Below are 21,218 nucleotides of genomic sequence, written 5' to 3'. Positions count from 1 at the left end.
ACATCCTTAGTTTTAGCATGTTCTGACTCATCCGCATACTATAATGTTGTTATGTTTTTAGATATTTCATATTGTTAGCCATAAATGTGGTTAGGGTTTGTTTGGAAGTGCATAAGTTCCAATCACATGCGCTACTGGTTCTTCCTCTTCTCCTGAATATATCCAAACCTCACCTGTAACTAATGTTTTTCCCACTTTAATCAGTTTACAAACAGCTCGTATATTCTGATCTGCTTTGGGTTTTCGAAAAAAATTTATGGTCATATTCGTTGTGACAGCCATCGCGACCAAGCCCATATGTCCCATGATAGCGACATATAAAACGAAATCTGCTACCAACATTAAGGTTGGACCTGAAACAGTCTGACCAGGACGTAAATCATCCTGATCGACTTGATAGAGCAACTCAGCGCCCTTATCCGTAATCGCTTCAATGGTGCATTTTCTAAGTGCTTGCGGAAATTCTTGAGCTAAAAACTCAATAATTTCTTGCTTACTCGCCATCTTGTAACCCCCAATCCCAATCTTTGGTTTTCAACTTAATCTTCTTTTTTAGAAAGCTCATCCAATACTTGCCAATATGTCGGTGGTTCAGATACATGTCCTCGCTCACGCAACATTTGATGCATTTTAGGCAATTTAAAATAAGGTACTGCTGCCATCAAGTGGTGTTCTTTATGATAATTAACATGAATCGGTGCAACCAAAGCTCGTGCAATATAACCTGCTTTAGTCGTACGAGTATTCATCAAAGCACTTTTGCTACTTGGCATCCCTGCATGCTCGGCCATAGAGCGTACACGCAAGAATAATGGAAACGGTGTTAGATATGCGAGTATCCATAGCCCATATAATTTAGGATGACCTGCTGCCCATAACGCCGTAAATAAAGCTGCGTTCGTGATGATCGCTCCGCCACTATTCTTAAAAAAAGCTTTTGGATAATCTGACCAATGCCTGCCTTCTTGTGAAATCCAACGACGATCATTCGAAACCGTCCACTCCATTTTTTCAATATCCATCAGAACTCGTCCGACTGCGAACTTGAATCCAGTAATACCAGCAAGGTCGCGTGCAAACTTACGCATCAAGGATTTTTTTGAGGTTGGAAAGCTAGCGACCAACGATAAATCGGGATCATCTTTTGTCGAAGTTTTACTATGATGACGCATGTGATGAGCACGGTACTTATGCAAATCATTCCAGATCGGACGTGCACATAACCAATCCGTTAAAGTGTCATTCAACCATTTTGTTTTAAATAAACTCTGATGTGAAGCATCATGCATAATAATGGCAAGTGCTAACTGACGCCCAGCCAAAACTGCTAAGGCAGCAATACACAACAATAACTTCCCCCAATTTGGTAAATATTCCCAAGAACTTGCAACAACAGCAAAGGTACCACCAATTACGGCCCAAGTTGAAAAAACAGCCCAACTACCATGCAAATCTGATTTTCTGGTCAAATCAGTGATTTCATCACGGCTAAATAAATCACTAATCGCGACTTGTGTATTCATATTCCCATCCGTCCTTCACATCTTATTTTTGTATTTACATAAATATTAATTTTATTTTAAACCATGTAATATTTCTGTCAATAAATTAAAAATAGATTTATTGTAATATTTTTAGATAAAAAATTAAGCTGTATTTAGCTCATAAAACTTTGCCCAAAGTGCCAAGCCTGTTTGATCAAGTTGTTGTACACTTGCTGCAAATTGATTACGCCCAGCCACATCCACAAAATCTTCTGGTAATAAAGGGTCATTCATCAATAAGGAAATTGTTTGGCGGCCTAACAATAAAGACTCTTTGGTTGCTTCTTCCAAATCTAATTGCTGCACATTGAGCAACCACTCCTGAATCATTTGACTATATTTTTTATAATTCTGATTTAAGATTTCAGTGGGCCACAAGCTTGGGATACTCGATGCTGTATGCGCATCAAAGTGATTGATTTGGCAGACTCTTGCATTTTCCTCCAGACCAGAGTTTCTGAGTTCGATGATCAAATCATCAAATTCAATCGCCAAGTTATCGGGACGGATAAAAATCCCTTGTTCCAGTTCCTTAAAGCCGAAATGTTTCAGAACACGTTCGCGGCGATGTAGTGCCGTTCGATCAACACGCCCAAGCCCACCGGTAAAAACTGCAAGATATTGATGATTCCAAACTTTAGTGTGCTTAATACCACGTTTTCGATTCAACATGACATCAGCCCATTCATGAGATCGATGTGTAAATTGATACACACCACGCTCGATAGCTTCAATCACACCCTCGCTAGACAAACGAGTTACCGCCACTCGAATACTATTTTCACTAATCTCAAACAGTTTTGCTGCGATAATAATCTGTTTGATTGAAATTGCTCGTCCTTGTGAACCTAAAAGTAAATCTACAATCAAATCACGGGCATTCATTTTTATTAATATCATGTTTTCCATATAATCAACTAAATAATCATTAAACTATTTTTCTTAAGCATTTGCTCAACGACTTCTTGTGTGTCAAAACCTAAACGCCAATATAACAACTCCAAAACATCAAGTTCATCTTGAGTAATAATTCGATCACTCCATAAGCAGCGCTCTGCGATTGAAAGAATATTCAGACGATCACGTAGCAACAGCCCAGACACGTCATTCAATATCTCAGCTAAATCTAAAGGCTCATCTGAAATATCAGCATAAATCTGCATTTCATCGTCAGTTAAGATAAATCTTAAAATACGCTCGCGGACTTCTAACTGATTAGGGCTATTAATTTGTTGCACATGCAATAAAGCATCAATCAAATGAACAATCTGAGACTTTACTTCCTCAAATGATGTAGGTAAATGAGCAGGCATCAAATTCAATTCATGCTTCACTTTTTCCAACAACAAAGCATCCAATAGACCAACCTCACCATCGGCCTGAATAATATTGGCTAATTTAGTTAAAAACTGGCGTGCAATACTCGCTGGCATATGCCCAATGTTCTTACAAGCATCGTGGAAAATCTGCACATGAATACGACCATCAAGATGAAGTAATGCATCGACAATCGCATGGCTTACAGGTGCATCTTGTGGAATAAATTCACGATATTGTCGAATCATTAAAATCGCAACCATGACTTCACGAGAGCCTGTCGCTGTTTGCATGGCTCTTTGAATCAGTTCTGGGCGCTTCTTATTTTTTCGCAGCTCAGGATTTAACGGTTTAATCGCATCATTTAAAGCAAAGCTGATCGGAGACAAACGCAGCAATGGTAATGGCTGAGGAGAGCTCCAAGGTGTAGTTGCATCTGTTATTTCTTCCTCTAATGAGCGAAATAAACTAAACAGTGGGCGACTACGTAACTTTCGTAAATTTTCTAGTTGTAAGTCCTGTAGCAAAGTTGGATTCAACTCATAAATACGGTCTTTAATACTAGGATGAATATTCATCCAGCTTTGCGGACTGAGAGAGTTCGCAAAACACATATGTGAAATAGATTCAGAATATGCACTATGGATCTGAGAACCCGAATGATGCACATAGATACGTAATAACGTCTGAATATTGGCATTGTTATTCATTAAATGCATTGTCTTCAAATCATTACGAAAAGTACGACCACTTAAGGTTAGATATTTAATAAAACGTGTTATTAGTATCCCTAAACTGCCGATTAGCCAAATCACGCCTCCAATCGCCACAAAGATTGTCTCGAATTTATTGCGACGATTCGTTGCATAAGGGTTATAGCCAGCTTGGGCTAATTTACTCCCCCATTGGCTAAAAGTAGTTAAGCCGCTATATAAAATTTTGAGTTTGGTATTTTCTACCGCTTCACCTGATAAGATTTGATTGAACTCGTAACTTAACAAACCATATAGTTCTAATTCATCAAGATTCTGCAAAGCCCCCCAAGTTAAAATAATCACAATATCTTGAGACTTGAAGCCTGCTGTTAAAGCATTTACGCCAACTTCATCAGGCAGAACATAAACTGCAGGCGTTTCTATTGCAAAGCTTTTTGCAACTTGCTCAGCAACTTTTAAAGCCGTACTTTCTTCAGGTGTACTTTCATCATAAACCAAACGGCGGGCTTTTAATTGCTTAGCAAGAGAATGCCCCCCTTCACGTAACACATAAAATTCAGCCCCAACGGACCAAACTAGCACGAAAAACAATAGCGCAATAAAATATGGGCTAAGGACATGCCACCAAATTTGCTGTGTATAATCAAAAAAATGAACCACTAAACCTAAGATTAAATTGAGAATAAAAACCGTCAATAGCATCGCAAGCCAACAAAAACTCATTGACCATGCAATACTTTTATTTTCAATTAAATAATGGCTCATTTCTTTCAATGTAAATTTTCCTGATTACATTGTTTATAGGTAAATTTAATGTCTATCATAAAATAAAAAAGCGGGAATTTCCCGCTTTTCTAGATATAAGAAAATTATGCTTCTCGAATACCCGTTAAATCAACGGAAGCTGCATCAATATTCACATCGATATAGCCATCTGCATTTTTCTTGGCTGTATCATTACGCTTTTGCTCAAGATCTGTCAGATATTGTTGATTAATACCACCTGCAACATACACACCATCAAAAACAGAGCAATCAAACTCTCTTAGATCTGGTACTTTGCTAGTACGCACCGCATTTTTCAAGTCTTCTAAATCTTGGAAGATTAAACGGTCAGCACCAATAATTTCACGAATTTCTTCTACACTACGCTCAGAAGCAATTAATTCTGATTTAGCTGGCATATCGATACCATACACATTTGGATATTTCACCATAGGTGCAGCAGAGGCAAAGAATACTTTCTTCGCACCAGAATCACGTGCCATTTGGATGATCTCATTACACGTTGTACCACGTACAATTGAGTCATCCACCAACAAAACATTTTTGTCTTTAAATTCAAGTTCAACTGGGTTTAATTTTTGGCGTACAGATTTTTTACGCTGTTGTTGACCTGGCATAATAAAGGTACGACCGATATAGCGGTTTTTCATGAAACCTTCACGGAATTTTACCCCAAGAATATTTGCCAACTCTAAAGCAGAAGTACGACTCGTATCAGGAATAGGAATCACAACATCAATGTCATGCTCTTCACCCCATTCTTTGAGGATTTTATAAGCAAGCTTTTCACCCATTTTCAAACGAGCTTTATAAACCGAAATCCCATCAATTGTTGCATCTGGACGAGCAAAATAAACGTATTCAAAAATACATGGACGGTATTCTGGATTTACTGCGCATTGCTTCGAGAATAACTGACCTTCGCTATCAATAAAGATTGCTTCACCTGGTGCAATATCACGCTCAATTTTAAAACCAAGTGCAGTGATCGCAACTGATTCAGATGCAATGATATACTCTGTACCTTGATCAGTCTCACGTGAACCATAGATCAATGGACGAATACCATTTGGATCACGGAAGCCAACTAGGCCATGCCCAGTGATCATAGCGACTACACCGTAAGCACCTTTGCAACGTTCATGCACACGCGAAACGGTATGAAAAATATCTTCAGATGTTGGATTCAACGTACCAATTTTCTGTAACTCGTGCGCAAATACATTGAGTAAAACTTCAGAATCAGAATCAGTATTCATATGACGTAAGTCTGTTTTGAACAGGTCATCATGAATTTCTATCGCATTGGTCAAGTTACCGTTATGCGCCAATGTAATGCCGTATGGAGAGTTCACATAGAAAGGCTGTGCTTCGGCACTGCTTGATGAACCGGCCGTTGGATAACGTACATGACCGATTCCATAATTTCCCAACAATGCACGCATATGGCGGGTGTGAAAAACATCACGTACCATTCCATTGTCTTTACGGAGAAACAAACGTCCTTGATGGCAAGTTACGATCCCCGCTGCATCTTGTCCCCGATGTTGCAACATCGTTAAAGCATCAAATAACATTTGGTTCACTGGCGATTTACCGGCAATCCCAACAACTCCACACATAGCAACCTCGCGACAAGCTAGGAACAGGGTTTAACCCCAATTAATAAAACGGATTTCTGGTTGAATGATCAGAACGTTCATTGGCTAATACTCGCTCCGATTCATTGCTTTTGCTTGAAGGGCGATGTAGCAACGCCCCCTCAGATGTCATTTGATTTAATGCTTGATTGGCTGCATCTTTCGATAACTCAGTTGCCAAAGGCGCATATGGTAATAAAACTTGCACAAATTTAGATTGTTTCCAATGAGGTGAGCTTTCAACCCAAGGACCCAAACCTTGCATGGCAATGAGGACAATTAATAATCCTTTTAAAGAGCCAAAAGCACCGCCAGCTAAACGATTTAATGGGCCCAATTTCAGACTTTTCAAGAGTCCATTTAAAAATGCAGAAACGATCCATGTACACACAACAATGATCAGAACAATAAAAGCAAAAGCTGCAATTTTTTGCACAACTGGATCTTGACTCAAACCAGCCATTGCAGGTGCGAACACCACTGCATATTTTGCCCCAACGATCAATGCGAATATCCATCCGACCAAGTTCGCAAAGGCTTTAATAAATCCTTGACGCAAACCGTTCAGCCCTCCAATGAGCAAGATGATCAGAATGATGATATCAAGCGTGTTCATTTCACACAGTCATCGCATTAACACAATCTTTTACAAGCTTCGGGCCTGTATAAATTAAGCCACTATATACTTGCACTAAAGAGGCACCCGCAAGCTGTTTGGCTACAGCCTCTTCGCCCGACAAAATCCCACCCACACCGATCAATGGAATTTTACCCTTTAAAATTTTAGAAAACTGGCGTAAACACTCTGTACTCTTTTTAAATACTGGTGCCCCAGACAGACCACCAGCTTCATCACCAAATGCTAAGTTTTCTACACCTTCACGACCTAAAGTCGTGTTCGTTACAATCAAACCGTCAATTTTAAAGTTCAATAATTGATTCGCGATAAACTGAATATCTTCTGTCGTTAAATCTGGTGCAACTTTTAATACTAATGGCACATAATGATTGTATTGTTGCGAAAGTTCTAACTGACGATCTTTTAAAGTCTGCAACAACTCAGTTAATGCATCACCACTTTGTAAGCTACGGAGATTTTTAGTATTTGGTGAGGAAATATTGACTGTAATATATGAAGCGTAGTTATAAACTTTTTCTAAGCAAATCAAATAATCTGAAACGGCATCTTCTACAGGTGTATCCGCATTTTTCCCGATATTAATGCCGAGAATTCCCTTAAATTTTGATGCTTTCACATTTTCAACTAACTGATCAACCCCCTCATTATTAAACCCCATACGGTTAATAATTGCTTTCGCTTCAGGGATCCGAAATAAACGTGGTTGTGGATTGCCAGCTTGTGGGCGTGGTGTGATTGTACCAATTTCAATAAACCCAAAACCTAATGCTGCTAATGCATCGATGTGCGCACCATTTTTATCTAAACCTGCCGCCAAACCGACTGGATTTGGAAATTGAATTCCCATACATGTTACAGGCTTTGCTTCGACTTTTTGATGCATTAAACCTAATTTATGCGCTTTATCCAGCATAGAAAGTGTGACTTCGTGCGCACGTTCAGGTGCTAAAGTAAACAACAAAGGGCGAGCCAATGAATATAACATACCAATCACAGTCTACTGATTTTCAAGTAACCATATTATAGGCATAGGCTCGTCAAAACACCATGCTTGGCATAGAGTTATTTTAAAGTCTGCTGACATTTCAACCATAGATTATGATTTATTGAACAGTTGCAGTTAGTTTGATCTGATTATTGTTCGAAACCATATCCATTTTTACAATGCTCAATCCCATTTGAGATAATTGCATAAGGAAATTGGCGAGTACAGCATAGTTACGATGTTCAGCCACAATTTGCAATTGCTCACCATTTTGTTGTGATGAGACCGCCACCCCCTGTTGTTGTGCAGCGCGCTGAATCTTATCTGCTGCTGAGAGTTCAAGATCACCGGCTGGCTTCATTGTGGCAGCATTACTCTGCATCCATACGGTTAAATCTTTTAACTCATTTAGACGCTTTTGCTGCTGATTTGCCTTGCTATGCATTTGCCATAGCGCAGTTCCAATTATCGCGACAACCACAAAAATCGTAGTGAATATAACCATCACTCTTTCACGGGTCGATAATCGCTGCAAATACTGATCAACGACATCTACTTTTTGATCAACAAAATTTTGTAATTGTGTAAATTTTTTCATTATTTTACTTTTACCGTCCCGATAGCACCCACACTATCTGCTTGCACATTCCCCAACTCTGCCTGGAATCCTTGTTGATTCAATTGTTGCACCAATGCCTGCAACTCATTGGCAGAATTTGCCTTTAATGCCATTGATAATACAGCAGCATCAAAATTCACTTGCTGAGCAACAATTCGATTCTGCATTAAAATTGGTCCAACCCGACTTAATAATGACAATGCCTGAGCGTCTCCCTGTTTGCTCATTCGCAACTGACTTTCAAACTGGCTTTTGAGATTTTGCTCAGTCACACGACTATTTTCGCCGAACCAAGATTTATACTGATCCACCGCTTGTAATGCAGTTTGATCTGCAACACGCTTCAACTTCGACCAACGTAATGCATCATAACTCAATTGCACAACAATCACTGCCATAAATATAATTGCGGCAGTTTTCCAGTAACCTGACCACTTTGCATTTGAGTTTTTTGCTTTAGGAAAGACATTAAAAGGATGTTGTTTAGCCCGAACCGGTTGAACAAATTGATAGCTAAATTCAGTTCGTTGGTCACGATTCGAAACGTTTGCCAAATGGTCAAGTTGATCTGCATTTAAATTAGCAAACTGATAATGCGTATCGGAAGGCTGAAACTCAAGAAATAGTGCAAGGTCATCGACAGAGTTACCTAAATACGCTCCCTCTCGAACCAACAAGTGCTCATACAAGTTAACCATCACCACTTGATCTATTTCTGGCTCTGGCAAAATCAAGAAGTCAGGTAAAAACGCAACGATGTCAACAGGTAGCAAACTTAAAGCATGTTGCCATGTTTCTACAGTCGATTGTGCTACCCCAAGAATACTCAATTGATCATTGTGAAAATGATGAACGACTTTCATCTGATCAATAGGTAAAGTCACATACTCTTCTAGTAGATATTTGACGCCCTCTTGCCCCAATTGCTTATAGTGCATCTTGGTCATCGTTTGTTGTAATATTTGCGCATTACGACTAGGAAAATACACAATCGTCTCTTTCCCATGATACGCCTGTAAATCTTGAATTAATTGTTCAAGACTACTCGCCTGCAACCAATTTTCCCCAGTCGACCAATACCATGTTCCATTGGTTTCGGGCATCCATAAATACAACATCGTTGTTTAATACTCTTATTTTATTGCGGACATAAATATCTAGATCGTTGGTACAAAACGATTCTTCTGCGTCGATAGACCATTGGCAATCACCGCTTGATCATAAATACGAGCTTCTGCTAATGCAAATGGTTGGAAGTTTTCGTGTGTCAATTGTTCAGCAATATGCGCTATAACATTCATATGACAAACCACTGCAATCGACTCGTATGGCAGCTTTGATAACCATTCAATTGCATCTTTTGCATCATCATCTGGTTTGATTTTATCGCATACTAAAACAGGAACACCCTGAAAGTGTTTTTGTATATAAGCCAACGTTTCTTGAGCTCGTAATAATGGACTAACCACAAAAATTTCAGGACGAATTATATCTTTCAAAAAAAGCCCTGTTTGCTCAGCTTGTTGATGACCACGCTGAGTCAAAGGGCGTTGCATATCGTTCCCATTCACTGCTGGGGATGCTTCACCGTGACGAACTAAAGTTAACTGCATAAAATTACCTTATTCTTTATATTGATATCTTAATCATGCAAGATGACAATTTGATAAACCAATCTCGTTCCATTAAAGGAAAGTGATTCTTTTATAACAAAGCTTCGCCTTCCCTCACAAAAATAAAGGTTTACACTTCATGGTGTGGTAAGACAAACTCGACATCACTCCGATGACCATTTTTCATTAAAGAAAGTGCGATAGTCATTGGCGGTGCGTTTTCAAAAATCACTTCATAGAGTGCATTGGTAATTGGCATATAAACATCTAACTCTTCTGCTTTGGTACGCACTTGAACAATCGTATTAATACCTTCGGCCGTCTGACCTAATTCTTTGGTTGCTTGATCTAATGTTTTGCCAGATCCTAATGCATAACCAATTTGGTAATTACGGCTCAACGGGCTGTTACAAGTCGCAAATAAATCGCCTACACCTGACAACCCCAAGAATGTAAGTGGATTTGCACCTTGTTTTACTGCAAAACGGCTCATTTCTGCCAAAGCACGAGTTAAGATCATGCTTTTGGTATTTTCACCAATATTATAAGCAGCGCCCATTCCCATTGCCACTGCATAAATATTCTTTAATGCACCACCAAGCTCAACTCCATGTACATCATCGCTGCCAAAAACACGGAATAATGCACTATGCAAAGCATGTTGTATGGCATAACGTACCAGTTCCGACTCACTTGCAATCACAGTACCCGATGGCATACCAGCCATAATTTCTTTAGCTAAGTTTGGACCAGACAAAACACCATAAGGAACTTCTGGCAGTTCTTCACGAATGATATCACTCATAAAACTAAATGTTTTGGCTTCAATCCCCTTGGTCAGAGAAACAACTGCTTGTGCACTGATAAATGGTGCAATTTGCTTCAATACATCCCGAAAGGAATGGCTTGGTATCGCAACTAAAATAATATCACGATCACGTACAGCTAACTCTAAATCAGCAACGGCATGTAAGGTAGGTTCTAAAGTATAATCTGGCAAATAACGCTTATTAATATGTGTCTGATTAATTTCTTCTGCCACTGCTGCATCACGTATCCAAATCATGGTATCGCAACCATTACGTGCAGCAAGGTTTGCCATAGCAGTACCAAAACTACCACCACCAAGAACTGTAATTCTCAACGCTGTTTTTTGATCAACTGCAACAGGTTCGACCAAATCAGTAAATTTTAACTCTGCCATTTTCTATCCTGAAACTCATTATTCTTTAATCATTAAAATTAAATATGTAACTAAGGGGTTTGCCATACTGTCATAAAAGCTCGGCTATCTATTTCTGCACGAGGAGGAATTGCTTTAGCAGCTGTCCCAACATAAATAATACCGGAGATCAAATCTTGTTCTTTCAACCCCAATTGCTGTTTAAGCCAATTTGACTCAACAACTGCTCCAGAACGCCACATTGTGGCAAAACCTTGAGATTGGAGAGATAATAAAAAATTCTGTACCGCAGCGCCCGTACTTAAAATTTGTTCAAAGTGAGGAACTTTGGGGTGATCTTGCAGTGTTGTTAGCGCTAAAACCAACATAGGCGCACGAAAAGGATGTTGTTTTACACGCTCCAAATGTGCAGGATCAGTCTCACCTAAGTCAGCTAAAGCATTTGCTAAAAACTCACCAAAAGTAGCACGTTGATCAGCACCCACAATAACAAAACGGGTTGGTTTTAAACGATGATGATCAGGCGCAGTTAAAGCGGCCTGAACCGCTTTTTCAATTTGTTGCGTATTTGGTGCGGGTTCAATTAACTGTCCAATAGATTGACGTTGATGAATATTTTGATGAATTGTCTCTATTTTGGAGTCCGCCATTAATATAAATCTAACTAGCACAAGGATTATGCTAGATTAGCATAATCTGATTCTTTTTCACTATGGATAATTGGAGCTTGATATATATTCATGACTTAGCCAACATCCTTTAGATTACTTTTCTTACTAAGTTTCACAATAAACTGTACATAAGCCGCAAAAGATTTTGGAAAATATATGATCAAATAATGAAATAATCTTTCAACCTGAGAAAAAGCAATGAAAAAAACTTTTATTTTTAGTTTACTAAGCAGCATTGCACTTGGATTAACAGCATGTGCATCTTCTCCCACCCACACCTTAGCCATTCAGAAAGAAAACAATCATTATGAAGTCACAGGTATCGGTAAAACAAACCTGATTGCTAAAAACAATGCTGTGAGTGCTGCACAAAAAACTTGCACACGTAATACCTCACCCGTCATTGTCGACGAGAAAGTTGCTTATCAAGGTGTTTTAAAAGGTGTTGTAGATGAAGAAACAGGAAAATTAGTTGAGGCCGCTGCTGGCGTGATCGGCACAATTACAGGAAGAAATGCATCTTTAGCCAAAGATGATGATTATCAAACAACTCTTACTTTCTACTGCAAAGCCAATACATAAATAAAAAAAGCCGATGTTTGAACATCGGCTTTTTCATTGTCTAAATCTTATTGCACTTCACTTGCTGCTACTTCAGCATCACCGTCTACAACATCAGTATTCTTTTCATCTAGAATTGGTTTATCGATTGCATCGATAGCAGCCTGTTGTTCTGGCGATGTTTGAACTGACTCAACCCCTGCTTGCTCAGCATTTTTTGCTTCTTCTTTTTTTGCACATGCAGTTAACATCACGATTGGTGCAACCATTAAAGCAATAAGTGTTAATTTCAAATTCATTACAGCTTCCCATTATAACTGGTTAGTTTGATGACAATCATATTGCAACAATATGACAATATTATGACCACCATAAGATTTAATCAAAAAAAGAGCCGATTAAGATCGACTCTTTTTATAACTTATCATTCAATCAAACATCAAGTCTGATATGTAGATCAAGATTATGCACGCTCAAGCAAAACTGCAACGGCAGGTAAGGTTTTACCCTCAACAAACTCTAAGAATGCACCACCGCCTGTTGAGATATAACCGATTTGATCAGCAACTTGATATTTATCAATCGCCGCCAATGTATCTCCACCGCCTGCAATAGAGAAACCTGAAGACTCAGCAATTGCCAGTGAAAGTACTTTAGTTCCTTCACCAAATTGATCAACTTCAAATACACCTACAGGACCATTCCAAAGAATCGTTTTTGATGATTTTAGGATTTCAGCAAATGAATTTGCAGTCTCTGGGCCAACATCTAAAATCATATCGGTATCAGCGACATCTTCTACTTTTTTCACAACTGCTTTGCTATTTGCCAGAGAACCTAAGAAATCCTCAAAATTAATTTGGCTTGCATCAGCAACTACAACGTCAGTTGGTAAAGGCACACTTACTTTGGCAGCAATTTGTTTTGCAGTTTCAACCAAGTCCGCTTCATAAAGTGATTTACCTACATTGAAACCAGCAGCAGCCAAGAAGGTATTTGCAATACCACCACCCACGATTAATTGATCACAGATTGTAGAAAGCGAATTAAGTACATCTAGTTTAGTTGAAACTTTAGAGCCGGCAACAATTGCCACCATCGGTTTTTCTGGCGTTTGCATTGCACGACCTAAAGCATCTAATTCAGCTGCTAACAAAGGACCTGCTGCTGCAATAGGCGCAAAACGAGCAGCACCCTCAGTTGAGGCTTCTGCACGGTGGGCAGTACCAAATGCATCCATCACAAATACATCACAAAGTGCTGCATATTTTTTAGCAAGCGCTTCATTATTTTTCTTTTCACCATGATTGAAACGAACGTTTTCAAGTAAAACAACTTGTCCCGCTTCAACCTCAACACCCTCTAGGTAATCTGTAAATAGTTTTACCTCTTGCCCCAATGCTTTGGTTAAATAAGCTGCTACAGGCGCAAGTGATTGTTCTGGTTTTGGCTCACCTTCTACAGGACGACCAAGATGAGAAAACACCATCACTGCTGCGCCTTTTTCTAAAGCAGCTTTAATGGTTGGCAATGCAGCACGTAAACGTGCATCACTCGTAATTTCCCCATTTTTTACAGGAACGTTTAAGTCTTCACGAATAAGGACACGTTTACCTGTTAGATCAAGGTCAGTCATGCGCTGAAAATTCATGGATGGCTCTCTAGTTGGTTTAAAAAACGGCACAATTTTAAATGATTATCAAAAATAAAGGTGAGTTTTTTTACAGAAAAGCTGTCGAAAGCGTCACTTTTGATTATGATATTAAGCAACACTGAATTTTTATAGAATTATGTCTATTCATCCAGATCCAAAAATCAATCGTTTAAACGTTCTCGGCGAACCTTTAGCCAGCTGCTGCTTTGACCCAATCACTGGTTATTTTCGCAATGGTTTTTGCCATACATCGGTGAATGATTTAGGTCAACATACCATGTGTGTGCAAATGACATCAGAGTTCTTAAATTTTTCTCAAAAAATGGGCAATGATTTGATTACACCTTTACCAGAAATCGATTTCCCTGGTTTAAAGCCTGGTGACTTTTGGTGTATTTGTGTGACACGTTGGGTTGAAGCTTACCAAGCTGGTCACGCTCCTCCTGTGAAATTAAATGCTTGTCACAATGCTGTCTTGCACTACGTGCCTCTCAACGTTCTTGCGGAATATGCTGTTTAATGATGACTGTAGAACTCATCTTGGCATCGAGTAGCCAAACCCGTAAAGAACTCATGGACCGTTTGCGATTGAACTATCGTTGTATTTCACCCGATATTGATGAGTCAGCAAACGGTGAATTACATGCTGATGATCTGGCAAAACGTTTAGCTTATGAAAAAGCCCGTGTGATTGCAGAACAATATCCAAACGCAATTGTGATTGGATCAGATCAAGTCGCATGGCGAGAACATGCGCCTTATGATTTTATCGGGAAGCCACTCACTGTTGAAAATGCAATCCAACAGTTACAAGCCAACTCTGGTAACACCGTTTTCTTCAGCACTGGACTCAGTGTTCAACATCAACAGTCTGGTTTTGAAACGACGCTAGTTCAACATTACCAAGTCAAATTTCGTCATCTGACACTCGGTGAAATTGAACGCTATATTGAAATTGATCAACCCTTGCATTGTGCAGGCAGTTTTAAGTGTGAAAGCTTGGGCATTAGCTTATTTGAAAAAATGCTTGGTGATGATCAAACCACGTTAATGGGTCTACCCATGATTCAGCTTTGTAAGATCTTACGTGAATTTGGGATAAATGCGCCCTAAACAGTCGCGAGTCGTTGCATTATCCAGTTCTGAAAAGCAATTACACTCGGATGATTGAGATTTCGCTTAGGAATAACACTGTAATAACAAAGATTATCCATGCCCCCAATCTGAAAAGATTGACTCTCTAGCAACCAACCTTGTGCGACAGATTGCTGTACTAGAATCTTACTCACATAGGCTACCCCTTGACCGGCAAGTGCGGCTTGAATCACTTGATTCTCGTCTTCAAAATACTCAAATGTAGGGCATTCCTGACCAAATTGCTGTAATAAAGCTTCAGGCTGGTCATATTTTAACAAATCCGCATTTTTCCATTTAGTGATGAGCAACTTCATAGTCGAGGTTGCTGCGTCTTTATCATGCCAATATTGTTTTGTCGCAAATAAACCAAATTGGTCATTTGTAATCTTGCTCACCTGAATATGGTTTTTATCAACAAAGCCATAACGAATCGCCATATCAAATTTTAGATCATGATCGATATCAATTAAGCGATCATCTGCTTTGACCTGCACTTCAATATCTGGATATTGTGTTTTGAAAACATGTAATTGAGGAACTAACCACATTGCCGCAAAAGCATTTGTGGTGCTGATGGTAATATGCTTGGAATATGTTGTGAGTTCTAATAGTGTTTGTTTCAATTCTGAGATTAATCGAATACTCACTTCAGCGAGCTTTTTACCCTCATCCGTCAAAGTTACGGTCCTGAATCCTCGAATAAATAGCTTAATTCCTAACTCTTTTTCTAATTCACTAATCTGATGTGAAATCGCGGTGGGTGAAACATTTAATTCATGCGCTGCAGCTTTAAAACTACCTAACCGTGCAGTTGCCTCAAACACTTTTATACTATTTAGTGATGGTAATCGCTTCAACATCCTGTACTTCTTTAAAGATGAGAAAAACTCATCTTACACACAAATAATGTCATTTGTCAGCAGATTACAAAATCCTCTACCTTAAAGATCTAGTAATCAAATCGAGTACAATTAAAATGACTAACTTATTACATATTGATGCCAGTGTCCGCTCATTCCTTGGCGAAGGTGAGAAACATAGTTCAATTTCTAAAATGTTAGGACAACTCTTTATCACTGATTGGAAAAAACAACACCCTCACGATCCAATCACGTATCGAGATCTAGCAGAACATACACCAAATTTTATTTCCCAAGACTGGCTGGGAGCAGTATTTACCCCGGAAGAAAAAAGAACTCAAGTTCATAAAATGATACTAAGTGAATCTGATCAATATATTAATGAAGTCGCAATCGCAGATATCATCTTAATTACGACGCCAATGTATAATTATGGTATGCCTGCTGCCCTGAAAGCATGGTTTGATCAAATTATAAGAATCAATAAAACCTTTACTTTTGACTTAGCTAGAGGTGACTTTCCTTTGGCCCCCATGTTTTCAAATAAAACCTTAATTTTACTCAATTCATGTGGAGAGTTTGGTTTTGGTGAAGGTGAACTTAGAGAACACATGAACCATCTGGGTACACACATCAAAGTGCTTAGTCATTACTTAGGTGTAAACCAATTCTTTGAGATTCGATCTGAATATCAGGAGTTCGGTGATCAGAGACATCGTGACTCACTTAATGCTGCAAAACATCAAGTTAGACAACTCGTTTTAGAGTTATCTCAGGATCAAACCAAAGCAAAACTAACTGCTTAAAGCTGGTTAACATTTCATCCAATTGTATTCGACACTGGGGATCCCCTCACTCAAATATCAGTTTGAATGAGGGGAACCAACTTATTCTTCCACCGTAATCACTTTCTTCGGCAAAGCAAACCAAATAAATACCGTCAACACCAAGAAGAAGGTCGCTGCCACTTCTAATACAGCACGATGTGATTGACTAAAAGCATGTTGAGCCGCAGAAATCACTTGATCAGCAACGATTGGCGATACCTGTTTAGCTGCTTGCACAGCCTCACCAATAGAAGCACTAACTTGAGCCATCAATGATTGAGGAACTTCGCTTGGTATTATGATTGCTTGAGCATAGAACCAAGAGAGCAATAACCCAAAGAAAGCAATACCGAAACCAGCACCAAGTTCATAGGCCATTCCTTCAATCGCACCAGCAGCACTCGCCTTAGTTGGTGGCACTGATGACATGATTGCAGAGGTAGACGCAAGCAAAGCAATCTCAACGCTCAATCCCAATGTTCCCATCCATGCCCAAGCTTGCAATTTTGCTTGCATAAAGTCTGTATTGGCTAATCCCCACAAACTGATAGCACTCATCAACATTCCAAGACTTGCTATTAAACGTAGACCAAAGCGATTGACCAATATACTGGCAATAGGTCCACCTAAACTAAATGCCAGCATAAAAGGTAAAATAAACATCCCTGCTGCCAATGGCGATAGCTCATAAACAAACTGCAACTCCTGAGAAATCAGTAATTCAAAACCAACCAAAGCCATCATTGAGACGACTGCCATCACCATACCTGTGGCAATCACAGGATGCTTAAATAATTGAATATCAATCATTGGTGATGTAGCCGTTAATTGTGTACGGATAAAACCTATCAATAGGCCAAATCCCACAACAAACATCACAACCACACCCATACTGAAAGCATGCATTGCCGTTTTTACTGCATAAATGATGCACAAAATAGCAACTACCAGCACCAAAGCTTGTATTAAGTTTAAGTCTTGTTTAGGTTGTCCTTGCTGTTTTGGAATCACCCAATAGGCCATGATCAATACCAATATAACGATTGGAATATTGATTAGAAATACGGCTCCCCAATGAAAATGCTCTAGTAAAAACCCACCAAATAAGGGACCGAAGGCTGCACCACCGCCCCCAACCGTCGTCCAAATACCTAGTGCAATATTGCGCTGTTTTTCATCCAAAAATGTATTACGTACAGCTGAGAGCGTTGCTGGTAAAATCATGGCCGCACCCACAGCCAAGAGTGCTCTAGATGTGATCAGCATCCAAGCTGTAGACGAAAATGCAGCCATCAATGATGCTAAACCAAACAGTGCTGCACCGATCATCATTAACCGTTTAAATCCAATGCGATCTCCTAACGCACCCATCGGTAAAATAAGTCCGGCCATGACTAAAGAATAAATATCAATAATCCACAACAGTTCATTATTCGATAGTGACAACGCATCAATGAGTGTTGGCGCAGCAACATGTAGGACTGTTGCATCTATAACAACAGGAAGATAGATCAATGCGATGATTGCAAGAATTAACCACTTGCGTGACATAAAATGCCTCTAAATTTGGACAGATGTTCAATTTCAGCTATTATAATCAAAGTTGAACACTTGTCCAATTTTAAAATTTAAGTTAGTTTGTTGCAGCTTCCGCTACAATTTCATCGGATTTTTGGAAATGGCTTATTTAAATCGAGAACAACGTCGTGAAATGATTCTTCAAGCTGCAATGCACATTGCCTTGAACGAAGGATTCACAGCAATGACTGTACGTCGTATTGCCACCGAAGCACAAACGTCAACAGGACAAGTGCATCATCACTTTGCATCTAGTTCTCATTTAAAAGCCGAAGCATTTATTAAACTGATGCAACAATTAGATGAAATCGAAAATCAAGTAACTACCAACAGCTATTTACAACGTCTATCCTTGTTTTTAGGCTGTGAAAATATTGAGCAAATTCAACCCTATCTGCGTCTATGGAATGAAGCTGAAGTTCTCATTGAGCAAGACCAAGAAATCAAGAATGCATACAACATCGCGATGCAAGATTGGCATCAATCCATTGTTGCTATGATTGATGAAGGAAAAGATAAGGGAGAATTTAAATTTGACTCAGAGAGTCGAGATATTGCTTGGCGATTGATAGCATTTGTATGTGGTCTAGAAGGAATTTATAAACTCGGCCTCAATGGTTTAAATGAAGCCGATTTTAAACGCCACGTAGAAGCGATTATTCAGGCAGAGTTATTTTAAAACCATCCTTTTCTCCCCTTTAAGACTTGATCTGCACATCTTAAAGCTTCTTGACTCAAGCCCCACAGACGATAATCCCCAGTTGCCGAAGTCACATTAAAATTATGTGTGTAAGCAAAACTGAGCTCTCGATCGGAATCGCACCATGCACCAGAACCATTAAAGCCAACATGACCAAAACCGTGTGGTGTACGTTTTCCCATAGTCAAAATACGGTGATAGCCCAAACGCCAATGCATTGGAATAGGCATCACCCGATCACGAGCTTTGCTTTGTATCATACTGAGTTGCTTGAACACTTCTGGTCGAATCAGTTGCTGACCTTGCCATTGCCCCTGATTGGCCAGCATGGCATACACTTTAGCCAAACTATCTGCAGTAAATACACCATTGGCTGCCGGAATGACAGCTTGTAAACCCTCGTCACTATAAAAGCTAAAATGACGCATGCCTTTAGGAATCATGGCATCCTGAAAATCTTGTGGGTTTTGTCCTGAAAATTCTAATAATCTTTCTGATAAAGATGCTTTACGAGGTTGACTGTTTTTCTTATTTTGCGGCTTAGGTTGAGAAGCTGTTTTCGGTTTTTCCAATAACCGTGCTACTCGCCCCAACTCTGAAGCAGGTATACCAAAATAAGCACCATTCAACTTAAGTGGTTGCACTAAATAACGCTGCATTAACCAACTTAATGATTGCTTGGTTGCTTTTTCAATCACACCCCCTAAAATCCAACCATAGGTTAATGGTTGATAAGCAAAGCCTTGCCCAGTCGCAAACCGTGGTGTTGTTGTAGCCATTACATCTAACATATGAGACCAATCGAGCATTTCAGCGGCTGTATCAATCACATTACGAATATCAAATAATCCGCTTTGATGTGAAAGAACATGACGTAAAGTAATCTTTTCTTTTCCATTTTGAGCGAATTCTGGCCAATATTTTACAATCGGCTCATCATAATCAAGAAAACCTTCACTCACTAAAATATGAGCAAGTGTAGCTAGAATTCCTTTCCCAGTTGAATAGCACATAGCCAAAGTATCAACTTGCCAAGCCTCATCCTGAGATTTTTTGCCTGTAAAAATATCAACAACTTTTTGACCTTGAAAATAGACAACTAAAGCTGCTCCACCCTGATGGCTTCTTGCATCTTGAAATCGGCTAAATTGAGTTGCTAAATCTAGGAATCGTTCATCAACAGTGCCATGATAATTTTGAGTATTAGCCAAAAGGAATTCTTTAATCAAAGTATACATCCTTATAATCATTTTATTGTGAGGCAATCTCTCCTGCGAACAGAAGAGATGTAAATCTAAGGAATTAAAGCTTAAATTGCTTTTACTGTTCCAGCGACATGTGGCTTTTTAGATTTCAAATTACGTATCAAAAATTCAGTTTGCTTCGCTTCATTCGCTGTTAAAAACTCAACTGTTGATGGTAAATACATTGGTAATTTAAACCACACATCCGCTTCATAAGCATCTGGAAGTTGGACATTTGCTAAAGCTTTAGCTTTACTCCACATCCCATGCGCAATTGCTTGCTTAAAACCGAAAGCTTTTGCAGTAACTGCATGGATATGAATCAAATTAAAGTCACCTGAGATCATCGCATAACGACGACCTGTATTCTCAGAAATATTCCATTCTTCTTGTGGTTGATACGCTGGCTCTTGGGTTTCTTTCGCCTTCTCAACAGCTTTTTTCTCAACTTTTTGACGAGATAAGTAAGTTGTTAAGCTTTCCATTACAACCTCACCACCAACTTTTGCAGTCGTTATAAAGTCAAACTGTAAGCCTTTATCATGTGGTTTAAGATCACCAAATTTGCAAGAAAGCTTAATTTGCTCATTCACACCAATTTTACGAGTTTGTTTAATTTGGTTACGAATATGAACCAAACCCAAAATTGCAAATGGAAATGCTTCACTGGTCATCATATGCATTTGTAAACTTTGAGATAGTACAGCTAAATAAATTGCTGGCACAAAACCGTCATTTTTAAAACCGCAAATTTCGTTATAGTTTTCTAAATGTTTCGTATCAATTTTAAGTGTATCCACCACATATTCTACTTGCGGTAATACTTTTTCGCCTTTTGGCTTTTTAAAAATTAAACCTTGAATAACTTTTGGATAAGCTAAATAAGGTTTTGGCAATTCACTAAAATGACGAGTGTTCATAATTAACCTTCTAATATTTTTCT

Annotated in this window: 23 protein-coding genes; 5 read left to right on the top strand and 18 right to left on the bottom strand. The window is 39.0% G+C overall.

Annotated features, from left to right (window positions below; translation table 11 throughout):
• Window positions 1-90: 90 nt before the first annotated feature.
• The 12 genes from F2A31_RS06790 to F2A31_RS06735 form a co-directional block, all read right to left on the bottom strand.
• On the bottom strand, window positions 91-504 hold the full coding sequence (locus F2A31_RS06790) for a PaaI family thioesterase (protein ID WP_150025734.1): 414 nt from the start codon (window positions 502-504) through the stop codon (window positions 91-93).
• A gap of 35 nt (window positions 505-539) precedes the next feature.
• Complete coding sequence (locus tag F2A31_RS06785) at window positions 540-1,523, bottom strand: fatty acid desaturase family protein (protein ID WP_150025733.1); 984 nt, start codon at window positions 1,521-1,523, stop codon at window positions 540-542.
• Between the two features lie 123 nt (window positions 1,524-1,646).
• On the bottom strand, window positions 1,647-2,444 hold the full coding sequence (locus tag F2A31_RS06780; RefSeq protein WP_035375233.1) for a PaaX family transcriptional regulator C-terminal domain-containing protein: 798 nt from the start codon (window positions 2,442-2,444) through the stop codon (window positions 1,647-1,649).
• A gap of 17 nt (window positions 2,445-2,461) precedes the next feature.
• Entirely contained in the window at window positions 2,462-4,351 is a 1,890-nt protein-coding gene (locus F2A31_RS06775) for a M48 family metalloprotease (RefSeq protein WP_171490564.1), read from the bottom strand.
• A gap of 95 nt (window positions 4,352-4,446) precedes the next feature.
• Window positions 4,447-5,985: an amidophosphoribosyltransferase gene (purF, locus tag F2A31_RS06770; RefSeq protein WP_150025731.1), complete on the bottom strand. Its 1,539-nt coding sequence runs from the start codon at window positions 5,983-5,985 to the stop codon at window positions 4,447-4,449.
• 40 nt (window positions 5,986-6,025) lie between these two features.
• Window positions 6,026-6,619 carry a CvpA family protein gene (locus tag F2A31_RS06765; RefSeq protein ID WP_150025730.1) on the bottom strand — a complete coding sequence of 198 codons (594 nt, stop codon included), beginning with the start codon at window positions 6,617-6,619 and terminating at the stop codon, window positions 6,026-6,028.
• A 1-nt stretch (window position 6,620) separates the two neighbouring features.
• Window positions 6,621-7,628 carry a quinone-dependent dihydroorotate dehydrogenase gene (locus F2A31_RS06760; RefSeq protein WP_150025729.1) on the bottom strand — a complete coding sequence of 336 codons (1,008 nt, stop codon included), beginning with the start codon at window positions 7,626-7,628 and terminating at the stop codon, window positions 6,621-6,623.
• Between the two features lie 118 nt (window positions 7,629-7,746).
• On the bottom strand, window positions 7,747-8,226 hold the full coding sequence (gene gspM, locus F2A31_RS06755; RefSeq protein WP_150025728.1) for a type II secretion system protein GspM: 480 nt from the start codon (window positions 8,224-8,226) through the stop codon (window positions 7,747-7,749).
• Complete coding sequence (gene gspL / locus F2A31_RS06750) at window positions 8,226-9,365, bottom strand: type II secretion system protein GspL (RefSeq protein WP_150025727.1); 1,140 nt, start codon at window positions 9,363-9,365, stop codon at window positions 8,226-8,228. Before gspL ends, gspM begins: the two co-directional genes overlap by 1 nt.
• A gap of 39 nt (window positions 9,366-9,404) precedes the next feature.
• On the bottom strand, window positions 9,405-9,860 hold the full coding sequence (gene sixA / locus F2A31_RS06745; RefSeq protein WP_150025726.1) for a phosphohistidine phosphatase SixA: 456 nt from the start codon (window positions 9,858-9,860) through the stop codon (window positions 9,405-9,407).
• Between the two features lie 130 nt (window positions 9,861-9,990).
• Window positions 9,991-11,064 carry an NAD(P)H-dependent glycerol-3-phosphate dehydrogenase gene (locus F2A31_RS06740; RefSeq protein ID WP_150025725.1) on the bottom strand — a complete coding sequence of 358 codons (1,074 nt, stop codon included), beginning with the start codon at window positions 11,062-11,064 and terminating at the stop codon, window positions 9,991-9,993.
• 50 nt (window positions 11,065-11,114) lie between these two features.
• A complete protein-coding gene (locus F2A31_RS06735) occupies window positions 11,115-11,693 on the bottom strand; it encodes a nitroreductase family protein (RefSeq protein WP_150025724.1) in 579 nt (192 codons plus the stop codon).
• A 219-nt stretch (window positions 11,694-11,912) separates the two neighbouring features.
• Between F2A31_RS06735 and F2A31_RS06730 the strand changes: the two genes are divergently transcribed.
• A complete protein-coding gene (locus tag F2A31_RS06730; RefSeq protein WP_150025723.1) occupies window positions 11,913-12,296 on the top strand; it encodes a hypothetical protein in 384 nt (127 codons plus the stop codon).
• A gap of 47 nt (window positions 12,297-12,343) precedes the next feature.
• On the opposite strand, the gene F2A31_RS06725 is transcribed toward F2A31_RS06730, so the two are convergent.
• Window positions 12,344-12,574 carry a hypothetical protein gene (locus F2A31_RS06725; RefSeq protein WP_150025722.1) on the bottom strand — a complete coding sequence of 77 codons (231 nt, stop codon included), beginning with the start codon at window positions 12,572-12,574 and terminating at the stop codon, window positions 12,344-12,346.
• 164 nt (window positions 12,575-12,738) lie between these two features.
• The gene (locus F2A31_RS06720) at window positions 12,739-13,926 is read right to left on the bottom strand and encodes a phosphoglycerate kinase (protein ID WP_150025721.1); all 1,188 of its coding nucleotides are present in this window, start codon (window positions 13,924-13,926) and stop codon (window positions 12,739-12,741) included.
• Between the two features lie 139 nt (window positions 13,927-14,065).
• On the opposite strand from F2A31_RS06720, the gene F2A31_RS06715 reads away from it, so the two are divergent.
• Entirely contained in the window at window positions 14,066-14,449 is a 384-nt protein-coding gene (locus tag F2A31_RS06715; RefSeq protein WP_150025720.1) for a DUF2237 family protein, read from the top strand.
• Complete coding sequence (locus F2A31_RS06710; RefSeq protein ID WP_150025719.1) at window positions 14,449-15,042, top strand: Maf family protein; 594 nt, start codon at window positions 14,449-14,451, stop codon at window positions 15,040-15,042. Before F2A31_RS06715 ends, F2A31_RS06710 begins: the two co-directional genes overlap by 1 nt.
• Here F2A31_RS06710 and F2A31_RS06705 read toward each other — a convergent pair.
• Window positions 15,039-15,926 carry a LysR family transcriptional regulator gene (locus tag F2A31_RS06705; protein WP_150025718.1) on the bottom strand — a complete coding sequence of 296 codons (888 nt, stop codon included), beginning with the start codon at window positions 15,924-15,926 and terminating at the stop codon, window positions 15,039-15,041. The genes F2A31_RS06710 and F2A31_RS06705 overlap by 4 nt on opposite strands.
• 116 nt (window positions 15,927-16,042) lie before the next feature.
• Between F2A31_RS06705 and F2A31_RS06700 the strand changes: the two genes are divergently transcribed.
• The gene (locus F2A31_RS06700) at window positions 16,043-16,732 is read left to right on the top strand and encodes an FMN-dependent NADH-azoreductase (protein ID WP_150025717.1); all 690 of its coding nucleotides are present in this window, start codon (window positions 16,043-16,045) and stop codon (window positions 16,730-16,732) included.
• Window positions 16,733-16,813: 81 nt separating this feature from the next.
• Here the strand turns inward: F2A31_RS06700 and F2A31_RS06695 are convergent, their stop codons facing one another.
• Window positions 16,814-18,304, bottom strand: coding sequence for a SmvA family efflux MFS transporter (locus F2A31_RS06695; RefSeq protein WP_150025716.1), 1,491 nt, complete (start codon window positions 18,302-18,304; stop codon window positions 16,814-16,816).
• Window positions 18,305-18,431: 127 nt separating this feature from the next.
• Here F2A31_RS06695 and F2A31_RS06690 point away from each other — a divergent pair, with 127 nt between their 5' ends.
• Window positions 18,432-19,010, top strand: coding sequence for a TetR family transcriptional regulator (locus F2A31_RS06690; RefSeq protein WP_150025715.1), 579 nt, complete (start codon window positions 18,432-18,434; stop codon window positions 19,008-19,010).
• On the opposite strand, the gene F2A31_RS06685 is transcribed toward F2A31_RS06690, so the two are convergent.
• Entirely contained in the window at window positions 19,007-20,260 is a 1,254-nt protein-coding gene (locus F2A31_RS06685; protein WP_150027699.1) for a serine hydrolase domain-containing protein, read from the bottom strand. The two genes, F2A31_RS06690 and F2A31_RS06685, sit on opposite strands and share 4 nt — an antisense overlap.
• Window positions 20,261-20,340: 80 nt before the next feature.
• A complete protein-coding gene (locus F2A31_RS06680; RefSeq protein WP_150025714.1) occupies window positions 20,341-21,195 on the bottom strand; it encodes a MaoC family dehydratase in 855 nt (284 codons plus the stop codon).
• Window positions 21,196-21,218 lie beyond the last annotated feature (23 nt).

Source organism: Acinetobacter suaedae, assembly GCF_008630915.1.
Classification (GTDB): domain Bacteria; phylum Pseudomonadota; class Gammaproteobacteria; order Pseudomonadales; family Moraxellaceae; genus Acinetobacter; species Acinetobacter suaedae.
This window is presented reverse-complemented; position numbering and strand designations above follow the sequence as displayed.

Coding starts and splice junctions, on each gene's coding strand:
- F2A31_RS06705 (WP_150025718.1), bottom strand. CDS start 15,926: ATGTTGAAGCGATTACCATCACTAAATAGTATAAAAGTGTTTGAGGCA.
- gspM (WP_150025728.1), bottom strand. CDS start 8,226: ATGAAAAAATTTACACAATTACAAAATTTTGTTGATCAAAAAGTAGAT.
- F2A31_RS06735 (WP_150025724.1), bottom strand. CDS start 11,693: ATGGCGGACTCCAAAATAGAGACAATTCATCAAAATATTCATCAACGT.
- F2A31_RS06790 (WP_150025734.1), bottom strand. CDS start 504: ATGGCGAGTAAGCAAGAAATTATTGAGTTTTTAGCTCAAGAATTTCCG.
- purF (WP_150025731.1), bottom strand. CDS start 5,985: ATGTGTGGAGTTGTTGGGATTGCCGGTAAATCGCCAGTGAACCAAATG.
- F2A31_RS06730 (WP_150025723.1), top strand. CDS start 11,913: ATGAAAAAAACTTTTATTTTTAGTTTACTAAGCAGCATTGCACTTGGA.
- F2A31_RS06785 (WP_150025733.1), bottom strand. CDS start 1,523: ATGAATACACAAGTCGCGATTAGTGATTTATTTAGCCGTGATGAAATC.
- F2A31_RS06765 (WP_150025730.1), bottom strand. CDS start 6,619: ATGAACACGCTTGATATCATCATTCTGATCATCTTGCTCATTGGAGGG.
- F2A31_RS06720 (WP_150025721.1), bottom strand. CDS start 13,926: ATGAATTTTCAGCGCATGACTGACCTTGATCTAACAGGTAAACGTGTC.
- F2A31_RS06690 (WP_150025715.1), top strand. CDS start 18,432: ATGGCTTATTTAAATCGAGAACAACGTCGTGAAATGATTCTTCAAGCT.
- F2A31_RS06700 (WP_150025717.1), top strand. CDS start 16,043: ATGACTAACTTATTACATATTGATGCCAGTGTCCGCTCATTCCTTGGC.
- F2A31_RS06695 (WP_150025716.1), bottom strand. CDS start 18,304: ATGTCACGCAAGTGGTTAATTCTTGCAATCATCGCATTGATCTATCTT.
- F2A31_RS06740 (WP_150025725.1), bottom strand. CDS start 11,064: ATGGCAGAGTTAAAATTTACTGATTTGGTCGAACCTGTTGCAGTTGAT.
- F2A31_RS06760 (WP_150025729.1), bottom strand. CDS start 7,628: ATGTTATATTCATTGGCTCGCCCTTTGTTGTTTACTTTAGCACCTGAA.
- sixA (WP_150025726.1), bottom strand. CDS start 9,860: ATGCAGTTAACTTTAGTTCGTCACGGTGAAGCATCCCCAGCAGTGAAT.
- F2A31_RS06725 (WP_150025722.1), bottom strand. CDS start 12,574: ATGAATTTGAAATTAACACTTATTGCTTTAATGGTTGCACCAATCGTG.
- F2A31_RS06715 (WP_150025720.1), top strand. CDS start 14,066: ATGTCTATTCATCCAGATCCAAAAATCAATCGTTTAAACGTTCTCGGC.
- F2A31_RS06710 (WP_150025719.1), top strand. CDS start 14,449: ATGATGACTGTAGAACTCATCTTGGCATCGAGTAGCCAAACCCGTAAA.
- F2A31_RS06680 (WP_150025714.1), bottom strand. CDS start 21,195: ATGAACACTCGTCATTTTAGTGAATTGCCAAAACCTTATTTAGCTTAT.
- gspL (WP_150025727.1), bottom strand. CDS start 9,365: ATGTTGTATTTATGGATGCCCGAAACCAATGGAACATGGTATTGGTCG.
- F2A31_RS06780 (WP_035375233.1), bottom strand. CDS start 2,444: ATGATATTAATAAAAATGAATGCCCGTGATTTGATTGTAGATTTACTT.